This window comes from Comamonas aquatica NBRC 14918, from assembly GCF_000739875.1.
GTDB lineage: Bacteria > Pseudomonadota > Gammaproteobacteria > Burkholderiales > Burkholderiaceae_C > Comamonas > Comamonas aquatica.
In genome coordinates this window covers 70,407-91,949 of record NZ_BBJR01000024.1, presented here as the reverse complement: position 1 = coordinate 91,949, position 21,543 = coordinate 70,407, and the positions used below count along the sequence as shown (strand labels likewise).

Genomic DNA, 21,543 nt, shown 5'->3' with positions numbered 1-21,543 from the left:
CATGCACGCAAGCCAATCGTCCCCTGCCACCCCGGCCCTTCCCAGTCAGTACCTCACCTTCCTGCTGGGCGGTGAGGCCTATGCCCTGGGTATCCTGTCGATCAAGGAAATCATCGAATACACGCACATGACCGAGGTGCCGCTGATGCCGGCCTGCATCCGCGGGGTGATCAACCTGCGTGGTGCGGTGGTGCCGGTGATGGACCTGCAGGTCCGCTTCGGCCTGGCCACCAGCGCGGTGAGCAAGCGCACTTGCATCGTGATCGTGGAACTGCCGGGCAGCGAAGGCCCCCACACCATGGGCGTGGTGGTGGACGCCGTCAGCGAGGTGCTGGAGATCGTCCCGCAGGACATCGAGCCACCGCCGGCCTTCGGCACCCACATCCGCACCGACTTCATCTCCGGCATCGGCAAGGTGCGGGGCCGGTTCGTCATCCTGCTGGACGTGCAGCGCGTGCTGGATCTGGACGAGCTGCAAACCCTCTCAGAATCGCTGGCAGCCACAGAAAACGGTTAAGCTTGTCGTTTTAAAGCCACCATGCCATTGACACACTCAGTCCCGTCATCGCTAGGTCTGCAGTCCATCATGGTGGTGGACGACAGTCCCGTGCAGCGCGACCACGCGGCGCAGCTGTGTCGCCAGCTCGGCATCGGCCTGATTTACGAGGCCTGTCACGGTGTGGAGGCGCTGGAGCAGCTGGCCATGCTGCGCCTCAAGCCCGATGTGATGCTGATCGACCTGCACATGCCCGTCATGGACGGGGTGGAGCTGATCACGCAACTGCAGGACAAGGGCTGGAAGATCCCGATGTTGGTGGTGTCCAGCCAGCAGCAGGGCATCCTGAACGCGGTGCAGGAACTGAGCAGCACCCTGGGCCTGCCCATGCTGGGGTCGCTGCCCAAGCCCCTGCGCCAGGAACAGCTGGAGTCCGCGCTGCAACACTACAGCCAATGCCTCAAGGGCAATGTGCTGCAGTCCGGCCCGCGGCAGCCCCTGCCCATCAGCACCCAGGACCTGTGCCACGCCATCGACTGCGAACACATCGACGTGCACTACCAGCCCAAGGTCGACATCCGCACGGGCCTGGTGCGCGGCATGGAAGTGCTGGCCCGTTGGACGCACCCCAGCCTGGGCCGCATCCCCCCCGACCAGTTCATTGCGCTGGCCGAAAAGGAAGGCCTGATCTTCGACCTGACGCTGCGGGTGCTGCGCAAATCGATACGCCAGGCCGCTGCCTGGGTGCACATGGGCTTCACCCCCAAGCTGGCCATCAACCTGTCGCCCCTGCTGCTGGACAACCCCGGCATCGTGCAAGAGATCACCTCCCTGGTGGAAAGCAGTGCCATCAGCCCATCCCAGGTGGTGCTGGAAATCACCGAAAGCGCGGGCGTGGAACATCTGGGCAAGGCGATTGCCGTGCTCACCCGCCTGCGGCTCAAGGGCTTTGGGCTGTCCATCGACGACTACGGCACCGGTTTCTCGTCCATGCAGCAGCTGGCGCGCCTGCCCTTCTCGGAGCTGAAGATCGACCGCAGCTTTGTGCACGGCGCGCACCAGCGCCGCAACCTGGGCGTGATTCTGGAGTCGGCGCTGGACATGGCCAAGCGCCTGGAGCTGGTCTCCGTGGCCGAAGGCATCGAGACCATGGAAGACTGGTGCCTGCTGCAACGCTGCGGCTGTGCCGTCGGCCAGGGCTACCTGATTGCCCGGCCCATGCCGGCGCAGGACATCCCGGCCTGGCTGCGCAGCCACCGCGCCCGCCTGCCCGAATTGCGCCTGCAGCCCTCGCCCGCCCTGGCGCCAGCCCTCACGCCCCTGGATTGAGCACGCACGCTCCGCGGCGATGGCCGCACCCCACCCGCCCAGGCCGTGAACTGGCGCACAATGTGGGGCGCACCTGCGGGTGCCGTCTCTCCATGCCTCTCAAGCCACCTGTCGTGCTGCGTGCAGCCATTGAATGACCATGACCCAAGCTTCCCCCACCACCTCTGCCCACACGCCCCCCCGCCTGACCTCCCTGTCGCACGGCGGCGGCTGCGGCTGCAAGATTGCCCCCGGCGTTCTGGCCAAGCTGATCGGCCAGAGCACCCTGCCCAAGCAGTTCTTCCCGGACCTGCTGGTGGGCACGGAAACCGCCGACGATGCCGCGGTCTATCGGATCAACGATGAACAGGCCATCGTCGCCACCACCGACTTCTTCATGCCCATCGTGGACGATCCGCGCGACTTTGGCCGGATTGCCGCCACCAATGCGCTCAGCGACATCTACGCCATGGGCGGCACGCCCCTGATGGCGCTGGCCATCGTCGGCATGCCCATCAATGTGCTGCCGCACGAGACCATCGCCGCCATCCTGGAAGGCGGGGCCTCCATCTGCCAGGAAGCCGGCATTCCCCTGGCCGGCGGGCACTCCATCGACTCGGTCGAGCCGATTTACGGCTTGGTCGGCATTGGCATCGTCAACCCCCAGCACATCAAGCGCAACGCCGACGCCCAGGCCGGCGACGTGCTGGTGCTGGGCAAGCCCCTGGGGGTGGGCATCCAGTCGGCCGCGCTGAAGAAGAACCTGCTGGATGCCGCGGGCTACCAGGCCATGGTGGCGGCCACCACCCAGCTCAACCGCCCCGGCGCAGCACTGTCGCAGCTGGCCGGCGTGCACGCCCTGACCGATGTGACCGGCTTCGGCCTGCTGGGCCACAGCCTGGAACTGGCACGCGGCGCACAGCTGACGGCCCACCTGGACATGCAGGCCCTGCCCGTGCTGCCCGGCGTCATGGAACTGGCGCAGCAAGGCGTGTTCACCGGCGCGTCCGGCCGCAACTGGGCCTCGTACGGCGACACCGTGCAACTGGCCAGCCACATCAGCGATGCCCAACGCGCCCTGCTGACCGATCCGCAGACCTCCGGCGGCCTGCTGGTGTCCTGCACCCCCGAAACGGTGGACCAGGTGCTGGACATCTTCAGCAGCAGCGGCTTTGCCCAAGCTGCCGTCGTGGGTCGCATGCAAGCCGGCGCGGCCCAGGTGCACGTGGCCTGACGCCAGCGTTCACACAGCGCCCATGCCCAAGCCCCAGGTGGCAGCACCCGGGGCTTTTTTTGTATCTATTCCTGGGCCGGCTTCAGGCCAGCGTCTTGCGCTGCATCCAGGCACTGGCCTGGTCCACGGCATAGGCCAGCGCACCGTCCGCCGACTCGAACACCGGGGTGAAGGTGAACAGGCGCTGGTAGCGCGCCGCGCCGGCGCCGCTGTCGATGCGCAACTGCGACACAAAGCCCGGCCCGTCTGTGGGCTGTGCATGCGGCACAAAGGTGAAGCGGTCCATGGTGATGCCCGGGTGGGCGCCGGCGTAGGGGCTGTGCATGGCAAAAATCCTGGGTGATCGGGCCACCGCATCGGTGGCCGCACGCAGCCGTCATGGCCGCGCGGGTGTGCAACATCGGAGCGTGTGGAACGCAGCTTAGGCCTGGCACGTGACAGCCTGATTACATAAAAAAAGGAGCACCTTGCGCAGGAGCTCCTTGGTATTCAGAATCTAACGTATTCAAACCTCTTGAAATACGCGCGCAGCCAGCTCCTCAAATCGCAGCATCCGCATTGACCGTGGCGGGCAAGGCCGCATGGCCCAGCACCATGCGGCAGCTCTGCAGCCAGTCGTGCATGGCCGCATCGAAGGTGGTGCGCGGCTGCAGCAGCTGTGGCCAGCGCCGCACGCAGGCCTCGATGCAATTGTTGACCTGCCACAGCGCCTCTTTGTTGATCAACACCAGCTCGCCCATGCTGGAGGGGTCCTCCTCGAGCATGCGCAGCCAGTCCGCCTGCTGGCGCGGGTGCGAGCCCGATTCGGCCAGGGATTTTTCCAGCGCCTGCATGCGCAGGTCCACGTACACGCCAGCGCGCCCACCGGGCAGGGCCTGCCACTGCGATGGGAACTTGCGCTTGCACGCCGTCCAGTGCTGGAACACGGCGCCCAGTGTGGCGATCACCTCGCGCACCTCGGCGCTGGTGTGCGTGACCGCCGTGGCCGCGGCCGGCACGGCCTGCGCCAGCAGCGCAAACACGTGCTTCGTCAGCGCTGCGTCAAAGCGGCTGTGGTTCATGCGCAGCATCAGCGACAGGCGCTGGGCCGGCATGTCCGAGAACTTGCTGTAGAACGCAGACACCACCTCGGCCAGCATCAGAATGCGCCCCCAGGGCCCCACCTCGTCGCCCTTGGTGTGGCGCGGATAGCCGCTGCCGTCCAGGCGTTCATGGTGCTCCAGCACGGCATCGGCCACCGCCTGGGGGTAGACCTTGGCGCCCTGCACCACCAGCATGGCGGTGATGGAATGCGCGGCCAGCTGTCGGTGCTCCTGCGGTGTCAGCTTGTGCCGGGGGTTCAACCAGTTGGGCGGCATATAGAGCATGCCCACGTCGTGCAGCAGCGCCGCCGCCGCCAGGTCCGCGCACTCCGCAGGCTCCATGCCCTGCTGCACGCCCAGAAAGACCGTCACCATCATCATCAGCACGCTGTGCTCGAACAGCTCCGGCATCTGGTGGCGCATCACCGTCATCTTGAAGCTGGCCGGCTGGGGCCACTTCAAATGCCGCAGTGCCTCCAGCAGCAGGTGGTGGCGCTCGCCCATGTGCTGCGCCAGCAACTGGCCCAGCGGCGTCGAGCCGGACAGCAGCAGCACCTGGGCTTCCAGGCAGGCGCGGTCCACCGCATTGCGGGTGCTCAGCTGCTCATCGATCGATGTCGCCAGCCGGTGCTGGATCAGCTGCTCGTACAGGCGGCTGTCGATGCGCCCGCCCTTGTCCAGCAGCTTGATGCCGCTTTCGGAGTAGATCGCGCTGTCGGCCACCACCTCCTGGCTGTCGGCCATGCCGGTGACGGCACGCAGGAAGTGCGCGTCGTTGTGCAGGGACGACGCATTCAAAAGCAAGGAGGCAGCATCCGCTGTGGCCGAATTCATCCGTAAAAAGCAAGTTGCGACGGTGCCGATGTTAGTGGATTCCCCAAGTCAAAAAGCCCGCACCGGACTGGGTGCGGGCTTGACAGTCGTCAAAAACCGGCGCTCAGCGCAGCAAGGTCACCCCGGTCTTGGACTGGATCTCCTCGAAACTCACGCCCTCGGCCAGCTCCACCAGACGCAGGCCCTGGGGCGTGACGTCCATCACGCCCAGGTCGGTGATGATGCGGTCCACCACGCCCACGCCGGTCAGCGGCAGGCTGCAGTGCGGCAGGATCTTCAGGTCGGTGGTGCCATCCTTCTTCTTGGCCACGTGTTCCATCAGCACGATCACGCGCTTGACGCCGGCCACCAGGTCCATGGCGCCGCCCATGCCCTTGACCATCTTGCCGGGGATCATCCAGTTGGCCAGGTCGCCCCGCTCGGACACCTGCATGGCGCCCAGGATGGACAGATTGATCTTGCCGCCACGGATCATGGCGAAGGACTGGTCCGAGCCAAAGATGGCCGAGCCAGGGATGGTGGTCACGGTCTGCTTGCCGGCATTGATCAGGTCGGCGTCGACCTCCTCTTCGGTCGGGAAGGGGCCGATGCCCAGCATGCCGTTCTCGGACTGCAGCCACACTTCCTTGTCGCCCGTGTGGTTGGCCACCAGGGTGGGGATGCCGATACCGAGGTTGACGTAGAAGCCGTCTTCGAGTTCCTGGGCCGCGCGTGCGGCCATCTGGTCTTGGGTCCAAGGCATAAGAGCCTCCTGAATAAATCGTGATTGACGTTATTGGTAGTCGCCGGAGTCGATCATGGGCTGCAGGTGAGAAACCACACCGTCGAGCAGCTGCACCAGATCGACCGCCTGACCGTCTTCAAGCCGTTTGAGGACCATGTCGCGCGCCCCGACTTGGATGCTGGAGTCGCGAAAGCGAACCACGGGGTCGGTGCCCCAGTCGTTGCTCACCATGTGCCAGTCCATATCGTCCAGCTCGCAGGTCAGCACATCGCCCAGCACCACGCCCAGCCCGCGGGCCAGCAGCAGGTTGTCCGGCTGCACCAGGCCCCGGTCCAGCAGCGCCTGCAACTGCACCAGCCCTGAGCGGTCCATGCTCCAGTCGTTCAGCCCCAGTTCACGGGCTGCGACCTGGCACACCAGCAGGCGTTCGCGGTCCAGCTGATCCTGCTCGTGCGCCGCCAGGGCGCGAAACACCGGCACGCTGGCTGTGACCACTGCCTCGGACGCATCGGGCGAATGCGACAGTTTCCCCATGGCTCAGGCCTCGCGCACGGTGCGCTTTTCGATGCGCTTTTCGGGCGTGGCGTTGTGCACGATGCGGTGCACATAGATGCCGGGCAGGTGGATGTCGTCGGGCGCGATCTCGCCAATCTCGACCACTTCCTCGACCTCCACGATGCAGACTTTGCCGCAGGTGGCCGCTGCCGGGTTGAAGTTGCGCGCCGTCAGGCGGAACTGCAGGTTGCCGCTCTTGTCGGCGCGCCAGGCCTTGACCAGGGACACATCGGCCACGATGGCACGTTCCATCACATAGGTTTCGCCGTCGAATTCGCGCAGCTCCTTGCCCTCGGCCACCTGCGTGCCCACGCCGGTCTTGGTGAAGAAGGCGGGAATGCCGGCGCCACCGGCGCGCATCTTCTCAGCCAGCGTGCCTTGCGGCGTGAATTCCAGTTCCAGCTCGCCCGCCAGGTACTGGCGCTCGAATTCCTTGTTCTCACCCACGTAGCTGGCGATCATCTTCTTGATCTGGCGGGTTTCCAGCAGCTTGCCCAGGCCAAAGCCATCGACGCCGGCATTGTTCGAGGCGATCGTCAGGTCCTTGACACCGCTGTCGCGCAGGGCGTCAATCAGTGCCTCGGGGATACCGCACAGGCCAAAGCCGCCAACCGCCAGCAATTGCCCATCGGCCACCACGCCTTGCAAGGCCGCCGCCGCAGAGGGATAGAGTTTTTTCACGTTGTCTCCTATTGATCTTGAGCCACTTGCAACGATACTACGTAGCTACGTACGTAGTATTTCTTAAAGTCTTACCCACATGAACCTGGACCACCGTTTGGCATTCGATCTGGCGCCCGTCGGGCTGGTGATCTCCCGCAACCGCATCATGGTCGACTGCAACCAGCATGTGTGCGAGATGTTCGCCACCTCGCGCGAATTGCTGATCGGCCAATCCTTCCAGGTGCTCTACCCCTCGGCCGATGAATACGAACGCCTCGGGGCCCACATGGCGCCCATTCTGAATGCCAAAGGCTTTTACGCCGACAACCGCATCATGAAGCGGGGCACGGGCGAAACCTTCTGGTGCCACGTCAGCGGCCGGGCCCTGGACCGCAGCGAACCCCATGCGGCGGGTATCTGGAGCTTTGAGGACCTCTCGGCCCAGCGCCCCGTCAAGGCCGAGCTCACCGGCCGCGAACGCGAGGTGGCGGCACGCCTGCTGGAGGGGCTGACGTCCAAGGAAATTGGCCGGGCCCTGAACATCAGCCACCGCACCGTGGAAATCTACCGCGCCCGGCTGATGCGCAAGTACTGCGCCTCAACCGCTGCAGACCTGGTCCACAAGCTGCTGGCCGGCTGAGAGCTGCACTAGCCCTGCTCGACCTGTTCCTCGGCCTCGACAGGGTTACAGACGTGCTGCCTGATTTCAGCCCCCAGCAGCCAGGGCAGTTGCCCTGCATCACAACCGCCGCTGGCGTAGGCCAATCCCGCGATTTTACCGGGCGCCCTTGTGGGGGCCTTGTCGGTCTTCTAAGCTTTTTGCACAGCATGAGCACGGGGCTGCGCCGTTGCTTGTCGACACCCAGGTTCCGTGCCACACCCCACACTGGCTCAGCGGACCTGGACTGCCCGACAACCGGCCGTGCGAACGGTGATGAAGATGCAGCCTATGGCGCAGCTAAGAAAAATCAATAGCAAAAATCGCCCGCTTTGCCTGCAAGCAGGGATAATTCGAGACATCAATTGCAAATAGCTATTTATTTAACAAGTTTAATATCAATTATTAATTGATATTATGCCCCCGAAACCGTCGACTTGTCGGCCTCGCAGAAACGGAGATTCCCCATGACCACTGAATCCAAGTGCCCCTTCCACCAAGCCAACAGCGGCACCGCTGCCAAGGGCGGTGGCACCACCAACCGTGACTGGTGGCCGAACCAGCTGCGCGTGGACCTGCTGAGCCAGCACTCCGCCAAAAGCAATCCCATGGACGAAGGCTTCGACTATGCGCAAGCCTTCCAGCAACTGGACTACGAAGGCCTCAAGCGCGACCTGCGCGCGCTGATGACCGACTCCCAGGACTGGTGGCCTGCCGACTTTGGCCACTATGGACCCCAGTTCATCCGCATGGCATGGCACGCCGCCGGCACCTACCGCATGCAGGATGGCCGTGGAGGTGCCGGTCGCGGCCAGCAACGCTTCGCCCCGCTGAACAGCTGGCCTGACAACGTCAACATCGACAAGTCGCGCCGCCTGCTGTGGCCCATCAAGCAGAAATACGGCAACAAGATTTCCTGGGGCGATCTGATGATCCTGTGCGGCAACGTCGCGCTGGAAACCATGGGCTTTCGCACATTCGGGTTTGCCGGTGGTCGCGTCGACACCTGGGAACCCGATCAGGATGTGTACTGGGGTGCGGAAAAAGAATGGCTGGCGACCAGTGACAAGCCCAACAGCCGCTACAGCGGCGACCGCGATCTGGAGAACCCGCTGGCTGCGGTGCAGATGGGCCTGATCTACGTCAACCCCGAAGGCCCGGACGGCAATGGCGACCCACTGTCGGCCGCCCGCGACATCCGCGAGACCTTCGCCCGCATGGCCATGGACGATGAAGAGACCGTCGCCCTCATCGCCGGTGGCCACACCTTCGGCAAGACCCACGGCGCAGGGCCGGCCAGCCACGTCGGCACCGACCCCGAGGCTTCCGGCCTGGAAGCCCAGGGCCTGGGCTGGGCCAGCAGCTACGGCAGCGGCCACGGTGGTGACACCATCACCTCTGGCCTGGAAGTGACCTGGACGCAAACCCCCGCACAGTGGAGCAACTACTTCTTCGAGAACCTGTTCAAGTACGAGTGGGTCAAGACCCACAGCCCCGCCGGCGCCATCCAGTGGGTGGCCAAGGATGCCGCAGACGTCATCCCCGACGCCCATGGCGGCCCCAACAAGAAGCCCACCATGCTGACCACCGACCTGTCGCTGCGCATGGACCCGGCCTACGAAAAGATTTCGCGCCGCTTCCTGGAAAATCCCCAGGCTTTTGCCGAAGCCTTTGCCCGCGCCTGGTTCAAGCTGACCCACCGCGACATGGGCCCGCGTGCACGCTACCTGGGCCCCGAAGTGCCCAAGGAAGAGCTGATCTGGCAGGACCCCGTGCCCGCCGTCAACCATCCGCTGGTGAATGCCGCCGACGTGGCCACACTGAAGGCCAAACTGCTGGCCTCCGGCCTGAGCGTGCAGGAGCTGGTGGGCACGGCCTGGGCTGCGGCTTCGACCTTCCGGGGTTCGGACATGCGCGGCGGTGCCAACGGGGCCCGCATCCGCCTGGCCCCCCAGAAGGACTGGGCCGTCAACCACCCTGTGCAACTGGCCAAGGTCCTGGCCGTGCTGGAAGGCATCCAGCGCGAGTTCAACAAGGCCGCCGAAGGCGACAAGCGCATCTCCTTGGCCGACCTGATCGTGCTGGGTGGCTGCGCCGGTGTGGAACAGGCCGCCGCCGATGCCGGCACGCAGATCTCGGTACCGTTCACCCCCGGTCGCACCGACGCCAGTGCCGAGCAAACCGATGCCGCATCGTTCGATGTGCTGGAGCCTGTGGCCGATGGCTTCCGCAACTTCCAGAAGCAGGCGTTCGCAGCGCCTGCCGAGGCCTTGCTGATCGACAAGGCACAACTGCTGACGCTGACCGCCCCCGAAATGACGGTGCTGCTCGGCGGCCTGCGTGCCATCAACATCAACACCGATGGCAGTGAGCACGGTGTGCTGACCGCAACCCCCGGCAAGCTGACGAACGATTTCTTCGTCAACCTGCTGGACATGGGCACCCAGTGGAAGGCGCTGGACGATGGCACCTACGAAGGCGTGTGCCGCAAGACCGGTGCCAAGAAGTGGAGCGGCACCCGCGTGGATCTGGTGTTTGGCTCCAACGCCATCCTACGCGCCCTGGCCGAGGTGTATGCCGAGGCAGGTTCCAGCGGCAAGTTCATCCACGACTTCGTGGCCGCCTGGACCAAGGTCATGGAACTGGACCGCTTTGACCTGAAGAAGTGAGGCACCGCCCTGGGGCCCCGGCCCCAGCGCTGACCCGCTCCTGCCGCGCCCTTCGGGGCGCTTTTTCATGGCAGCGTGCACCCACGGTGCCAGGCAGCGCACGGTTTGCCCTGTATCAAGCCAGGCTGCCACAGCGGGCCACGCACCGCGCCTGGCTTGAACTGCCCTCCGTTTCTGGCGTATGGTGGACCTGTGCACCACCGCTGCACAGGCCTGTCCGAGGGTGGTGTGCTCTCCTGTAACACAGGGACAGGCCCGGATCCTCATTCATGCAGATCACTTTTCATGGTGCCGCCCAGCAAGTCACGGGATCGTGTTTTCTGGTGGAGGCGGCGGACTGCCGTTTCCTGATTGATTGCGGCATGGTTCAGGGCAACCGCGAAGCCCGGGAACGCAATTACGAACCCTTTGCCTTCGACCCGCGACGCATCGATTTTGTGCTGCTGACCCATGCGCACATCGACCACAGCGGCATGCTGCCGCGGCTGGCCATGCAGGGCTTCAGCGGGCCGATCTTCACCACGCCGGCCACCCTGGACCTGGTCGACGTCCTGCTCAAGGACAGCGCCCACATCCAGGAAACGGATTTTGAACGCAGCACCCAGCGGGCCAGCAAGCCCAACGGGCGGCACCGCCACCACAAGATAATGCCGCCGCTGTACACGCTGCGCGATGTGAACCACTGCCTGCGGCTGTTCCACACCGTGGACTACGACTCCGAGTTCTCACCGCATGCCTCGGTCAAGGTGCGCTTTCGTGACGCGGGGCACATCCTGGGCTCGGCCATCCTGGAAGTCTGGCTGACCGACGAGCAGGGGCGCACCCGCAAGCTGGTGGCCAGCGGCGACCTGGGGCAGCCGGGGCGGCCCATACTGCGCGACCCCACGCCGATTGACAGTGCCGATGTGCTGCTGATCGAGTCCACCTATGGCGACCGCCTGCACAAGGACATGCCGTCCACGCTCGACGAGCTGGTCGAGGTGGTCCAGCGCACGGTCGCCAAGGGCAATGTGGTGATTCCCGCCTTCGCCGTCGGCCGCACCCAGGAGCTGATCTATGAATTCCTGAAGCTGTCCTCGCAGGGGCGGCTGGGGCCGCTGGACATCTTCATCGACTCGCCGATGGCGATTGCCGCCACGGAAGTCACCCGCAAGCATTTCACCCTGTTTGACGACGAAGCCCGCGAGCTGTTTGCGCAGGCCAAGCAGCTGACCCAGCAGCTGCGCATCCATTTCGTGAGCGATGTCCAGGACTCGATCAAGCTGACGCGCGTGCGGTCCGGGGCCGTCATCATCTCGGCCAGCGGCATGTGCGATGCCGGGCGGGTGATCCACCACCTGCACCAGAACCTGGGACGCCGCGAATGCGCCGTGGTGATTGCCGGCTTCCAGGCCCAGGGCACACTGGGGCGGCGGCTGGTCGATGGCGAGCGCCATGTGCGCCTGCTGGGTGACGACATCGAAGTCCAGGCATCGATCCACACCCTGGGTGGCTTCTCGGCCCACGCCGACCAACGGGCGCTGCTGGACTGGGCACGGGCTTTTGAGCGGCCACCGGCCAAGGCCTATGTCATCCATGGCGAGGCCCAGGCCTCGCAGGCACTGGCCTCGGCACTGCGCCAGCAACAGGGCTGGGGCACCAGCGAGGTGGTTGTGCCCAGCCACGGTAGCGCGTACGCCCTGTGACCGCCGCGCCAGTGGCCTGGCGCTGAGGGCAAGCCGCCTGGGCCCGGACGGTACGCTCCACGGTGGCAGGCACGGTACCAGCGCCGGGACTCGGCCGTGCCCTCAGTTCAGCGCCAGATCGTCGTCCACAGCCACCTGCAGGTGCAGGATGGTGAAGTACAGGGCCACATCGCCCTGCTGGTCGATGAACGTGCCCACCGCGCGCTGCAGGCGACCGGCAATGCACAGGCATTCGGTCGCCTCCGGGCGGCCGCCCTGGATGCGCGGGGTCGTCAAAAGTGCCAGATGGTGGTCACGCCCGAATTCATGCACCACCTCCAACGCCTGGCCGTGCACAGGGGGAATGGCCTCGTTGGCCCAGCTCCAGACAAAGCTGCCTTCGCGCTCGCTGGTCGTCCCCACCAGGCAGGCGGTGGCCACCACCTCGTGCAATGGTCCTTCAAACACCAGCAGCGCACGCTCCAGATCCCAGCGGTAGGCCGGGTGGCCCTGCAGGCCAAACTGACGTGGCCATTCCGCATTGCGGGCCACCATGGTCTCGACCGCCTCGCGGCTCCAGGCCGCCCAATCGGTTGCTTCGTGTGCGTCACTCATTCCAGATTCCATCTTTTTGCAATAGGCATGATTGTCAGGCACGCGGGGCGCCCTTCTCGCTATGCTGGGCTTGGGCGTGCCACCGCCGCCGCAGGGTGGCGGTGCGCAGCCCTACCCTCTTCCCAGAACAACGGAGACCTTGACCATGCCAGCGGTACGCTACCCTTTCCCGGACCTGAACAGCCTGCCTGCGGACATCCGCGAGCGCATCCTGCAGGTGCAGGACAAAGCCGGCTTCATTCCGAATGTCTTCCTGGCCCTGGCCCGCCGGCCGGCCGAATGGCGTGCCTTTTTTGCCTACCACGATGCGCTGATGCTCAAGGAGGAAGGCAGCCTGACCAAGGGCGAGCGCGAGATGATCGTCACCGCCACCAGCGCCGCCAACCAGTGCCTGTACTGCGTGGTGGCCCACGGCGCCATCCTGCGCATTTACGAAAAGCAGCCACAGCTGGCCGACCAGGTGGCCGTGAACTACCGCAAGGCCGACATCACGCCACGCCAACGCGCCATGCTGGACTTCGCCATGAAGGTCTGCCAGCGCAGCCACGAAGTCGAGGATGCGGACTTTGCGCTGCTGCACGCCCACGGCCTGGACGACGAAGACATCTGGGACATTGCCGCGATCACGGCCTTCTTCGGGCTGTCCAACCGCATGGCCAGCTTCAGCAACATGCTGCCCAACCCGGAGTTCTTCACCATGGGCCGCCAGCCCAGGACCGCAGGCTGAGGCTGAGGCTGAGGCTGCCCCGCCACCACCGCACCCAGCGGGGGTATCCACAACGCCACGTGGAAGATGAAAAAATTTATAGCATCTAGCGCTTATTGGATAATCACTAGAGCCATTTTTCATTCCAAACACCACATCCCAAAGCGTTTAACCACTGCGCGCCCCACCGGCAGACCCTAATCCCGGGTGACGCGGCACTCAGCCCAGCACTCACGGCCCCCACTGAGCCGCCACCCCGAGCTATCCATCGCAATCGCGCAAGGCCGTGCGCGCCGTCAGCGTTCCAGCCCGTACTTGCGGATCTTGTCGTGCAGCGTGGTCTTGGCCGTGGCCAGGGCCTCGGCCGTGCGCGCCAGGCTGCCGTCGTGGCGGCGCAGGGCTTCGGCGATCAGGGCGCGCTCGAAGGCCTCGACCGTGGCCGCCAGCGGCCGGGGCGCGGCCGTGGCCGCTTCGCCAAAGGGCGGGGAGCCGGCCTCGATGCCCAGCACCGTGCGCTCCGCCACGTTGCGCAGCTCACGCACATTGCCCGGCCAGGGGTAGCTCAGCAGTTGCTGCACGCGCCCCGGTGTCAGCTCGGGCACGGGGCGCTCATGGCGCGCCGCGCCCTGCAACGCAAAGTGCTCGAACAGGCGCGGGATGTCCTCGCGCCGCTCGCGCAGCGGCGGCAGGGTCACCGTGGCCACGTTCAGGCGGTAGTACAGGTCAGCGCGAAAACGCCCTTCGCGGCTCAGCTCCAGCAGGTCGGTCTTGGTCGCGGCGATCACGCGGCAATCGATGGGAATCAGCGTGTTGGAGCCCAGGCGCTCCAGCACCCGCTCCTGCAGCACGCGCAGCAGCTTGATCTGCATGGCCATGGGCATGCTCTCGATCTCGTCGAGGAACAGCGTGCCGCCACTGGCGTGCTCGATCTTGCCGATGCGCTTCTTGCTGGAGCCCGTGTAGGCCCCGGCTTCACTGCCGAACATCTCGCTGTCGAACAAGGTGTCGGGCAGACCGCCGCAGTTGATGGCGACGAAGTTGCCGCCGCGCCGCGCGCTGGCCTCGTGCAGGCAGCGCGCCACCAGTTCCTTGCCCGTGCCGGTCTCGCCCTGGATCAGCACGTCGGCGGCGCTGCTGGCCAAGCCCAGCAGCATCTGGCGCAGCTGCTGCATGGCTGCGGAGCGGCCGATCAGGCGGCTCTCCAGGCTGTCGCGCTCGTCCAGGCGCTGGCGCAGGGCCCGCACTTCCAGCACCAGGCGGCGCTGCTCCAGCGCACGCCGCACGGCCCCCACCAGGTGCTCGGGGGCAAACGGTTTCTGGATGAAGTCGTGCGCGCCATCCTTCATGGCCTGCACGGCCATGGACACGTCACCATGGCCGGTGATCAGCACCACGGGCAATTCCCGGTCCATGGCCATCAGCTCGCGCAGGAACGCCATGCCGTCCATGCGGGGCAGGCGGATATCGCTGACCACGATGCCCGCGAAATCGCGCGACAGGCGCCGGCGCGCCTGCTCGGCACTGCCCACGCTTTCGGTGGCGATGCCTTCGAGCTGCAGCGCCTGCTCGCAGCCCAGCACGATGTCGGGGTCGTCTTCGATGATCAGAACTTTGAGGGCGTCGGTCATGGGATGTGCGGAGGGGAAGGCGCCAGCGGCAGGCGCAGGGTGAAGACGGCACCACCCTCAGGGTGGTTGGTGCCGGTCAGCGTGCCGCCGCATTCGCGCACGATGCCGGCCGACAGCGCCAGCCCCAGACCCAGGCCCACCCCAGCTTCCTTGGTGGTGAAAAAGGGCTGGAACAGGTGCTGCTGCGCGGCCTCGCTGAGGCCGGGGCCATGGTCGCGCACGGTCACCAGGGCCGCGCCATCGACCTCGGCGCAGGCCAGCTCCAGCTGCGGTGCGGACTGGCCGCGCATCGCGTCCAGGGAATTGTTGATGAGGTTGACCAGCACCTGTTCGATGCGGTTGCCATCACACCAGGCCACGGGGTCGGCCCCATCGGTCTGACGCAGGATCTCGGCCCCGGTCTCTGCCACGCGCGGCTCGAGCACCGACAGGGCATTGTCCAGCGCGCGCGACAGCGGCACCGCCTGCGGAGCGCCGCTGGACTTGCGCGCGAAATTGCGCAGCTGGCCCGTGATGCGGCCCATACGGTCGGCCAGTTGCGCCATACGCTGCAGGTTGACGCGCGTGGTGTCCAGGTCCCCGCGTTCCAGGAAACGCTGGCTGTTGCCCGACAGGGTGCGCAAGGCCGTCAGCGGCTGGTTGAGTTCGTGGGCGATGCCGGTGGACAGCTGGCCGATCACGGCCAGTTTGCCGGCCTGCACCAGCTCGTCCTGGGCGGCCCGCAACGTGGCTTCGGCGCGGATGCGCTCGGCCACCTCGTCTTGCAGCAGCTGGTTGGCCGAGGACAGGTCGGCCGTGCGCTGGGTGACCTTGCGCTCCAGCTCATCGTGGGCGGTCTGCAGGGCCTCGCGCGCGGCCAGACGGTCGCGCAGATGGCGGCGGCGCTCGTTGTACAGCAGGCCCAACAGGCCGACAAAAGCCGCACCGATGGCGGCGACCAGGGCCCGGCTCTGGGCAATCTGGTCCACCTGTTCCAAGTGGGACAGCACGGTCAGCGTCCAGGGCGTGCCGGACAGCGGCCGCGACTGCGCCAGGAAGCGGCCCGACACCGGGTAGACCGAGGCCGTGGTCGCACCGTCGCCACGCAGCCGCACCAAACGGGCACCCTGGTCCAGCTCGCGCATGGACTGCAGGCCCAAGGGCTGCAAGGGACGGCGGTTGTACTGCAGGCTGGCATCAAAGGCTTCGCGCATGGCAGCATCCAGCGGCAGCAGCGCGCGGAACTTCCAGTCGCTGACCGAGCTGAGAATGACCACCCCATGCTCGTCGCTGACCAACACCGGTGCTTCCACCGTGGACCAGGACTGCTCCAGCTGGTCCAGGCTGACCTTGACCACGGCCACGCCCACCGTGTGATGGCTGTTGCCCAGGGCCGTGGCCAGGTAGTAGCCGGGTTCGCCGCGGGTGGTGCCGATGCCGAAGAAACGCCCGCTGCCGGTGTCCAGGGCATCGCGGAAATAGGGGCGGAAGGCGAGGTTCTCGCCGAAATAGCTGTCTGCGCGCCGCCAGTTGCTGGCGGCCACGACGCGCCCCTGGGTCGTGATGACATAGATGCTCAACGTGCCGGCGCGGTCATTGAGCAGCTCCAGGTAGGCGTTGACCTTGCCGGCCAGTCCCGGCGTGTCCGGGGCCTGCAGCAGATCCAGCACGTCACCCTCCAGCTCCAGCACCCCGGGCAGGAAGGCGTATTTGCCGATCTCGCGCTGCAGGCTGGCGCCGTACAGCTCCAGGCGGTGCATGCCGGTGGCGCGCAGCTCGGCGATGCCCACGCGCTGGGCCAGTTGGAGCGCCAGCCAGCCGCTCAGCCCCGTCAAGGCAAGCCAAAGCAGGAACAGAAGGAGCTGGCGCAGCGGGCGGCGGACTGGCATGGTGAGTGCGGCAATGGTAGCAGCGCCCGCCGCTGCGCCGGGGGCGCCGCCCTGAGTGGCCACGTGGTCGTTCAGGCGGCCTGGGGCGCACCGTCCTCACCCGGTGCGGGCAGGACCTCTTCGCGCTCGGCCAGGGCCGCATCCACGGGGTCGATGGCGTTTTCCCACTTGGCCACGACGGCGGTGGCAATCGCATTGCCCAGCACATTGGTCAGGGTGCGGCCCATGTCCAGGAAGTGGTCAATACCCAGGATCAGCAGGATGCCGGCCTCGGGCAGGCCAAACATGGGCAGCACGGCGGCCACCACCACCAGCGAGGCCCGCGGTACGCCAGCAATCCCCTTGCTGGAGACCATGAGCACCAGCAGCATGGTGATCTGCGCCGTCAGCGACATCTCGATGCCGTAGGCCTGGGCGATGAAGATCGCCAGGAAGGTGGTGTACACCATGGAGCCATCGAGGTTGAACGAGTAGCCCAGGGGCAGCACAAAGCCCGTGACGCGCGGCTTGACGCCGAACTTCTCCAACTGTTCCATCAGCTTGGGATAGGTCGACTCGCTGCTGGCCGTGGAAAAGCCCACCAGCAGCGGGCCGCGGATCAGCTTGAGCAGGCGGAAGATGTCCTTGCCCAGCACCACATATCCGGCCACCACCAGCAGCAGCCACAGCGTGGCCAGGGCCAGGTAGAAGCTCAGCATGAACTTGCCGAACACCGACAGCATGCCCAGACCCTGGACGGTGATGGTGGCGGCCACGGCGCCGAACACGCCCACGGGGGCGAAGCGCATCACGTAGTCGGTGACCTTGAGCATCACGTGGACCACCTCCTCCATGGTGCTGACCAGCGAACGCGCGGTCTGGCTGTGCAGATGGCCCAGGGCCACACCGAAGAACAGCGCAAACACCAGGATCTGCAGTACCTCGTTGGTGGCCATGGCCTCGAAGATGTTCTTCGGGAAGACGTGGGTGATGAAGTCCTTGAGGTTCAGCGCCGAGGTCTTGAGCTGCAGGCCAGCGGCCGAATCGGGCAGCGGCACATTCAGGGCATGGCCAGGCTGCAGCAGGTTGGAGAACACCAGACCGATGAACAGCGAGCAGAACGAGGCCGCAATGAACCAGCCCAGAGCACGGCTGCCGATGCGGCCCACGGCCTTGGCATCGCCCATGCCCGCCAGGCCTGCGACCAGGGTGGCAAACACCAGGGGCGCAATGATCATCTTGATCATGCGCAGGAAGATGTCGGTCAGGATGCTGAAGTAGCTGGCGATCTCCTTAGCCGCTTCGGGACTGGGAGCGTAGCTGTGGCAGGCATAGCCCACCAGCACACCCAGCACCATGGCCATCAGGACCAGGGTGGTCAAACGATTGAATTTCATGCGGTTTTCCGTTGATTGTTGGTCGGGCGTGCAAGTCAGCCCCAGGGGCGGCAGTGCTTGGCCCTGCCCTTGCCCCACGCCTGCAGCCCCAGGGCCTCAAGCCCCTGGGTGCCAGGCATGGTTTGTCTCCCGTGCATACACAGCCACCGTTGTGGCCTGCGCTTGCATTCGCAGGGACCGTGCCAGCTCTAAAATCAACGCCAAGTGATTGATTTGCTTATAAGAAGCAAACATTTCCGCATAAAATCGCACGGATTTCCGAACAATCCACAGAGCCACACATTCGGAATTCCGAACATCGCCTTCTGCGACGGCCACTGTCACCCAGGCGTCACATCTGAGGCCAGGAAGGCCGGTTTCGGTCGTTTGCCAACGCTGTGCCCCGGCGCAGAACGTTGGATCCACACCAAGCACCGCATAGAATCGGCCGCAGTTTTGGTCCGTGCGCCTTGACACGCAGACGGCAAGAAAAAATTTTCACCATCCAAGAGAGACCCCCGATGACAAACGAAGAAATCTTGGCCCAGTACGGCCCGCGCGAGGCCATGGAATACGACGTCGTGATCGTGGGCGGAGGCCCTGGCGGTCTGGCCACGGCGATCCGCCTCAAGCAACTGGCGGCCGAGAAGGGCCAGGATGTCTCGGTGGTGGTGCTGGAAAAGGGCTCCGAACCCGGTGCCCACACCCTGTCGGGCGCCATCATGGACCCGATCGCCCTGAGCGAACTGATCCCTGATTGGAAGGCCAAGGGCGCGCCCTTGAACCAGCCCGTCACCGAGGACGCCATGGTGTTCCTGAGCGAGAAAAGCTCGCTGCGCACCCCCAACTTCCTGCTGCCCAAGTGCTTCCACAACGAAGGCAACTACATCGTCCGCCTGGGCTTTGTGACCAAGTGGCTGGCCGACCAGGCCGAAGCCCTGGGCGTGGAAATCTTCCCCGGCTTTGCAGCGGCCGAAGTGCTGTTCAACGACGATGGCTCCATCAAGGGGGTGGCCACCGGCAACATGGGCGTGGGCAAGGACGGCGAGCCCACGGGCGACTTCCAGCTGGGCATGGAACTGCACGGCAAGTACACCATCTTTGCCGAAGGCGCTCGCGGCCACCTGGGCAAGCAACTGATCGCCAAGTTCCAGCTGGACGCCGACAAGGACCCGCAAACCTACGGCATCGGCATCAAGGAATTGTGGGAAATCGACCCTGCCCGCCACAAGCCCGGCATGGTCCTGCACACCGGCGGCTGGCCCATGGACAGCAAGACCTATGGCGGCGGCTTCTTGTACCACCTTGAGGACAACCTAGTCACGCTGGGTTATGTGGTCGGCCTGGACTACGCCAACCCCTACCTGTCTCCCTTCGAGGAGATGCAGCGCTGGAAGACCCACCCCAACATCCGCTACTACCTGGAAGGCGACGAGGCCCACGGCATCAAGCCGGCCAAGCGCATCTCCTACGGCGCCCGCGCCATCACGGCCGGCGGCATCCTGAGCCTGCCCAAGTTCGTGTTCCCCGGCGGTGCGCTGGTGGGCTGCGATGCTGGTTTCCTGAACGTGTCGCGCATCAAGGGCAGCCACGCCGCCATCAAGACCGGCATGCTGGCGGCCGAAGCCGCCTATGAAGCCATCGTGGCCGGCCGCCAGGGCGATGTGCTCTCGGCCTACGAAACCGCGTTTGAAAGCAGCTGGCTCTACGACGAACTGTGGAAGGCCCGCAACTTCAAGGCCTGGTTCAAGAAGGGTCTGTCCACCGCCACCGTCATGAACGGGGTCGAGCAGTTCCTGCTCAAGGGCAACATCCCCTGGACGCTGCACCGCGACAAGCCGGACCACGCCTACCTCAAGCCGGCGGCCGAATGCCAGCCCATCGAATACCCCAAGCCCGATGGCAAGCTGACCTTTGACCGCCTGTCCAGCGTCTTCATCAGCAACACCAACCACGGCGAGGACCAGCCCGCCCACCTGACGCTCAAGGACGCTTCGGTGCCCGTGAGCATCAACCTGGCCAAGTACGCAGGACCGGAAAGCCGCTACTGCCCCGCTGGGGTCTACGAGTTCGTGGACAACGAGGCCGATGGCGGCAAGCGCCTGCAGATCAATGCGCAGAACTGCGTGCACTGCAAGACCTGCGACATCAAGGACCCCACGCAGAACATCGTCTGGGTGACGCCCGAAGGCGGTGGTGGCCCGAACTACTCCGGTATGTAAGCCCTGGCCGCATGCATCGTGCAAAAAAGACTCGCTTGGCGAGTCTTTTTTCATTGCAGAACGCACCAGCCTCATGCAAAACGCACCATATCGATACATTGCGCAACAAAATTGTGCAATGTAGGAAAACTGTCACACAACCTGCGTGACAGCCCAGGGAGCCAACATCCGCTGCTATAGACTTGATCGGCTGCAAAGCAGCCACAGCTGGCCCGTTCTTTGCATGTGCATGTTGCAGGCCGCATCGGCTTCATAACAATGGTGGAGAAAAAGCAATGAACTTCAAGTCTTGGGCACCACTGGGTGCCATCGCATTGGCAATCGCTTCGATGACCAGCGCCCATGCGGCGGACAAATCCGTGGCCGTGACGGCCATCGTCGAGCACCCTGCCCTGGACGCCGTGCGTGATGGCGTGCAGGCGGCACTGAAGGACGCCGGCTTCGAAGCCGGCAAGAACCTGAAGTGGCAGTACCAAAGCGCCCAAGGCAACACCGGCACAGCCGCCCAGATCGCCCGCAAGTTCGTGGGTGACAAGCCCGACGCCATCGTGGCCATCGCCACGCCCTCGGCCCAGGCTGTGGTGGCCTCCACCAAGACCGTGCCCGTGGTGTTCTCCGCCGTGACCGACCCCGTGGCCGCCAAGCTGGTGGCTTCGTGGGAACCCTCCAAGACCAATGTGACCGGCGTGTCCGACCTGCTGGCCCTGGACAAGCAGATGGACCTGGTCAAGCAGGTCGTGCCCGGTGCCAAGCGCGTGGGCATGGTCTACAACCCCGGCGAAGCCAATTCCGTGGTCGTGGTCAAGGAACTGCAAAAGCTGCTGCCCAGCCTGGGCATGACCCTGGTGGAAGCTGCCGCCCCCCGCTCCGTGGACGTGGGCAGCGCGGCCCGCTCGCTGATCGGCAAGGTCGACGTGATCTACACCAACACCGACAACAACGTGGTGTCGGCCTACGAATCCCTGGTCAAGGTCGGCCAGGACGCCAAGATCCCGCTGGTGGCCTCGGACACCGACTCCGTCAAGCGCGGCGCCGTGGCGGCCTATGGCATCAACTACCGCGACCTGGGCGAACAGACCGGCCGCATGGTGGCGCGCATCCTCAAGGGTGAAGCCGCTGGCAGCATCAAGCCCGAAGTCAGCACCAAGATGGAACTGTTCGTGAACCCCGGCGCCGCCGAAAAGCAAGGCGTCAAGCTGTCCGACGCCCTGGTCAAGAGCGCCGCGCAGGTCGTGCAGTAAGCTTGCACCCTTCCCAAAGGC

18 protein-coding genes are annotated in these 21,543 nt (G+C 65.2%); 9 read left to right on the top strand and 9 right to left on the bottom strand.

The window, feature by feature from the left end:
• The first annotated feature begins 1 nt into the window (after position 1).
• From CA2_RS03435 to selD, 3 genes are all read left to right on the top strand, one after another.
• Positions 2 to 517, top strand: coding sequence for a chemotaxis protein CheW (locus tag CA2_RS03435; protein WP_042412691.1), 516 nt, complete (start codon positions 2 to 4; stop codon positions 515 to 517).
• A 21-nt stretch (positions 518 to 538) separates the two neighbouring features.
• Positions 539 to 1,825, top strand: coding sequence for an EAL domain-containing response regulator (locus tag CA2_RS03430; protein WP_042412689.1), 1,287 nt, complete (start codon positions 539 to 541; stop codon positions 1,823 to 1,825).
• A gap of 139 nt (positions 1,826 to 1,964) precedes the next feature.
• The gene (gene selD, locus CA2_RS03425; RefSeq protein ID WP_042412806.1) at positions 1,965 to 3,038 is read left to right on the top strand and encodes a selenide, water dikinase SelD; all 1,074 of its coding nucleotides are present in this window, start codon (positions 1,965 to 1,967) and stop codon (positions 3,036 to 3,038) included.
• Positions 3,039 to 3,120: 82 nt separating this feature from the next.
• On the opposite strand, the gene CA2_RS03420 is transcribed toward selD, so the two are convergent.
• The 5 genes from CA2_RS03420 to CA2_RS03400 all read right to left on the bottom strand — a co-directional run bounded on the left by CA2_RS03420 (position 3,121) and on the right by CA2_RS03400 (position 6,914).
• Complete coding sequence (locus CA2_RS03420) at positions 3,121 to 3,363, bottom strand: hypothetical protein (RefSeq protein WP_042412688.1); 243 nt, start codon at positions 3,361 to 3,363, stop codon at positions 3,121 to 3,123.
• Positions 3,364 to 3,577: 214 nt separating this feature from the next.
• Positions 3,578 to 4,954 (bottom strand): HD-GYP domain-containing protein, encoded by a 1,377-nt coding sequence (locus CA2_RS03415; protein ID WP_052369809.1) that lies wholly within the window; start codon positions 4,952 to 4,954, stop codon positions 3,578 to 3,580.
• Positions 4,955 to 5,057: 103 nt separating this feature from the next.
• Positions 5,058 to 5,696, bottom strand: coding sequence for a 3-oxoacid CoA-transferase subunit B (locus CA2_RS03410; RefSeq protein WP_042412687.1), 639 nt, complete (start codon positions 5,694 to 5,696; stop codon positions 5,058 to 5,060).
• A gap of 30 nt (positions 5,697 to 5,726) precedes the next feature.
• Entirely contained in the window at positions 5,727 to 6,212 is a 486-nt protein-coding gene (locus tag CA2_RS03405; RefSeq protein ID WP_042412686.1) for a DUF3806 domain-containing protein, read from the bottom strand.
• A 3-nt stretch (positions 6,213 to 6,215) separates the two neighbouring features.
• A complete protein-coding gene (locus tag CA2_RS03400; protein ID WP_042412685.1) occupies positions 6,216 to 6,914 on the bottom strand; it encodes a CoA transferase subunit A in 699 nt (232 codons plus the stop codon).
• 79 nt (positions 6,915 to 6,993) lie between these two features.
• On the opposite strand from CA2_RS03400, the gene CA2_RS03395 reads away from it, so the two are divergent.
• The 3 genes from CA2_RS03395 (at position 6,994) to CA2_RS03385 (ending at position 11,908) form a co-directional block, all read left to right on the top strand.
• The gene (locus tag CA2_RS03395) at positions 6,994 to 7,536 is read left to right on the top strand and encodes a PAS and helix-turn-helix domain-containing protein (RefSeq protein WP_042412684.1); all 543 of its coding nucleotides are present in this window, start codon (positions 6,994 to 6,996) and stop codon (positions 7,534 to 7,536) included.
• A 485-nt stretch (positions 7,537 to 8,021) separates the two neighbouring features.
• Complete coding sequence (gene katG / locus CA2_RS03390) at positions 8,022 to 10,223, top strand: catalase/peroxidase HPI (protein ID WP_042412682.1); 2,202 nt, start codon at positions 8,022 to 8,024, stop codon at positions 10,221 to 10,223.
• Between the two features lie 269 nt (positions 10,224 to 10,492).
• Positions 10,493 to 11,908 carry an MBL fold metallo-hydrolase RNA specificity domain-containing protein gene (locus CA2_RS03385; RefSeq protein WP_042412680.1) on the top strand — a complete coding sequence of 472 codons (1,416 nt, stop codon included), beginning with the start codon at positions 10,493 to 10,495 and terminating at the stop codon, positions 11,906 to 11,908.
• Positions 11,909 to 12,010: 102 nt separating this feature from the next.
• Here the strand turns inward: CA2_RS03385 and CA2_RS03380 are convergent, their stop codons facing one another.
• Complete coding sequence (locus CA2_RS03380) at positions 12,011 to 12,502, bottom strand: DUF6882 domain-containing protein (protein WP_042412679.1); 492 nt, start codon at positions 12,500 to 12,502, stop codon at positions 12,011 to 12,013.
• 145 nt (positions 12,503 to 12,647) lie between these two features.
• On the opposite strand from CA2_RS03380, the gene CA2_RS03375 reads away from it, so the two are divergent.
• Positions 12,648 to 13,229, top strand: coding sequence for a peroxidase-related enzyme (locus tag CA2_RS03375; protein ID WP_042412802.1), 582 nt, complete (start codon positions 12,648 to 12,650; stop codon positions 13,227 to 13,229).
• A gap of 275 nt (positions 13,230 to 13,504) precedes the next feature.
• Here the strand turns inward: CA2_RS03375 and CA2_RS03370 are convergent, their stop codons facing one another.
• The 3 genes from CA2_RS03370 to CA2_RS03360 form a co-directional block, all read right to left on the bottom strand.
• A complete protein-coding gene (locus CA2_RS03370; protein ID WP_042412676.1) occupies positions 13,505 to 14,836 on the bottom strand; it encodes a sigma-54-dependent transcriptional regulator in 1,332 nt (443 codons plus the stop codon).
• Positions 14,833 to 16,704 (bottom strand): sensor histidine kinase, encoded by a 1,872-nt coding sequence (locus tag CA2_RS03365; protein ID WP_042412674.1) that lies wholly within the window; start codon positions 16,702 to 16,704, stop codon positions 14,833 to 14,835. The genes CA2_RS03370 and CA2_RS03365 overlap by 4 nt, the downstream gene beginning before the upstream one ends.
• 71 nt (positions 16,705 to 16,775) lie before the next feature.
• A complete protein-coding gene (locus tag CA2_RS03360; RefSeq protein WP_042412672.1) occupies positions 16,776 to 18,080 on the bottom strand; it encodes a dicarboxylate/amino acid:cation symporter in 1,305 nt (434 codons plus the stop codon).
• A 500-nt stretch (positions 18,081 to 18,580) separates the two neighbouring features.
• On the opposite strand from CA2_RS03360, the gene CA2_RS03355 reads away from it, so the two are divergent.
• Both CA2_RS03355 and CA2_RS03350 read left to right on the top strand, forming a co-directional pair.
• Entirely contained in the window at positions 18,581 to 20,281 is a 1,701-nt protein-coding gene (locus CA2_RS03355; RefSeq protein ID WP_042412670.1) for an electron transfer flavoprotein-ubiquinone oxidoreductase, read from the top strand.
• A gap of 275 nt (positions 20,282 to 20,556) precedes the next feature.
• A complete protein-coding gene (locus tag CA2_RS03350) occupies positions 20,557 to 21,522 on the top strand; it encodes an ABC transporter substrate-binding protein (RefSeq protein ID WP_042412667.1) in 966 nt (321 codons plus the stop codon).
• Positions 21,523 to 21,543: the final 21 nt, after the last annotated feature.

What these genes read in the sequence shown, in the direction of transcription:
- CA2_RS03435 (WP_042412691.1), top strand. Translation starts at nt 2, where the DNA reads ATGCACGCAAGCCAATCGTCCCCTGCCACCCCGGCCCTTCCCAGTCAG.
- CA2_RS03430 (WP_042412689.1), top strand. Translation starts at nt 539, where the DNA reads ATGCCATTGACACACTCAGTCCCGTCATCGCTAGGTCTGCAGTCCATC.
- selD (WP_042412806.1), top strand. Translation starts at nt 1,965, where the DNA reads ATGACCCAAGCTTCCCCCACCACCTCTGCCCACACGCCCCCCCGCCTG.
- CA2_RS03420 (WP_042412688.1), bottom strand. Translation starts at nt 3,363, where the DNA reads ATGCACAGCCCCTACGCCGGCGCCCACCCGGGCATCACCATGGACCGC.
- CA2_RS03415 (WP_052369809.1), bottom strand. Translation starts at nt 4,954, where the DNA reads ATGAATTCGGCCACAGCGGATGCTGCCTCCTTGCTTTTGAATGCGTCG.
- CA2_RS03410 (WP_042412687.1), bottom strand. Translation starts at nt 5,696, where the DNA reads ATGCCTTGGACCCAAGACCAGATGGCCGCACGCGCGGCCCAGGAACTC.
- CA2_RS03405 (WP_042412686.1), bottom strand. Translation starts at nt 6,212, where the DNA reads ATGGGGAAACTGTCGCATTCGCCCGATGCGTCCGAGGCAGTGGTCACA.
- CA2_RS03395 (WP_042412684.1), top strand. Translation starts at nt 6,994, where the DNA reads ATGAACCTGGACCACCGTTTGGCATTCGATCTGGCGCCCGTCGGGCTG.
- katG (WP_042412682.1), top strand. Translation starts at nt 8,022, where the DNA reads ATGACCACTGAATCCAAGTGCCCCTTCCACCAAGCCAACAGCGGCACC.
- CA2_RS03385 (WP_042412680.1), top strand. Translation starts at nt 10,493, where the DNA reads ATGCAGATCACTTTTCATGGTGCCGCCCAGCAAGTCACGGGATCGTGT.
- CA2_RS03380 (WP_042412679.1), bottom strand. Translation starts at nt 12,502, where the DNA reads ATGAGTGACGCACACGAAGCAACCGATTGGGCGGCCTGGAGCCGCGAG.
- CA2_RS03375 (WP_042412802.1), top strand. Translation starts at nt 12,648, where the DNA reads ATGCCAGCGGTACGCTACCCTTTCCCGGACCTGAACAGCCTGCCTGCG.
- CA2_RS03370 (WP_042412676.1), bottom strand. Translation starts at nt 14,836, where the DNA reads ATGACCGACGCCCTCAAAGTTCTGATCATCGAAGACGACCCCGACATC.
- CA2_RS03365 (WP_042412674.1), bottom strand. Translation starts at nt 16,704, where the DNA reads ATGCCAGTCCGCCGCCCGCTGCGCCAGCTCCTTCTGTTCCTGCTTTGG.
- CA2_RS03360 (WP_042412672.1), bottom strand. Translation starts at nt 18,080, where the DNA reads ATGAAATTCAATCGTTTGACCACCCTGGTCCTGATGGCCATGGTGCTG.
- CA2_RS03355 (WP_042412670.1), top strand. Translation starts at nt 18,581, where the DNA reads ATGACAAACGAAGAAATCTTGGCCCAGTACGGCCCGCGCGAGGCCATG.
- CA2_RS03350 (WP_042412667.1), top strand. Translation starts at nt 20,557, where the DNA reads ATGAACTTCAAGTCTTGGGCACCACTGGGTGCCATCGCATTGGCAATC.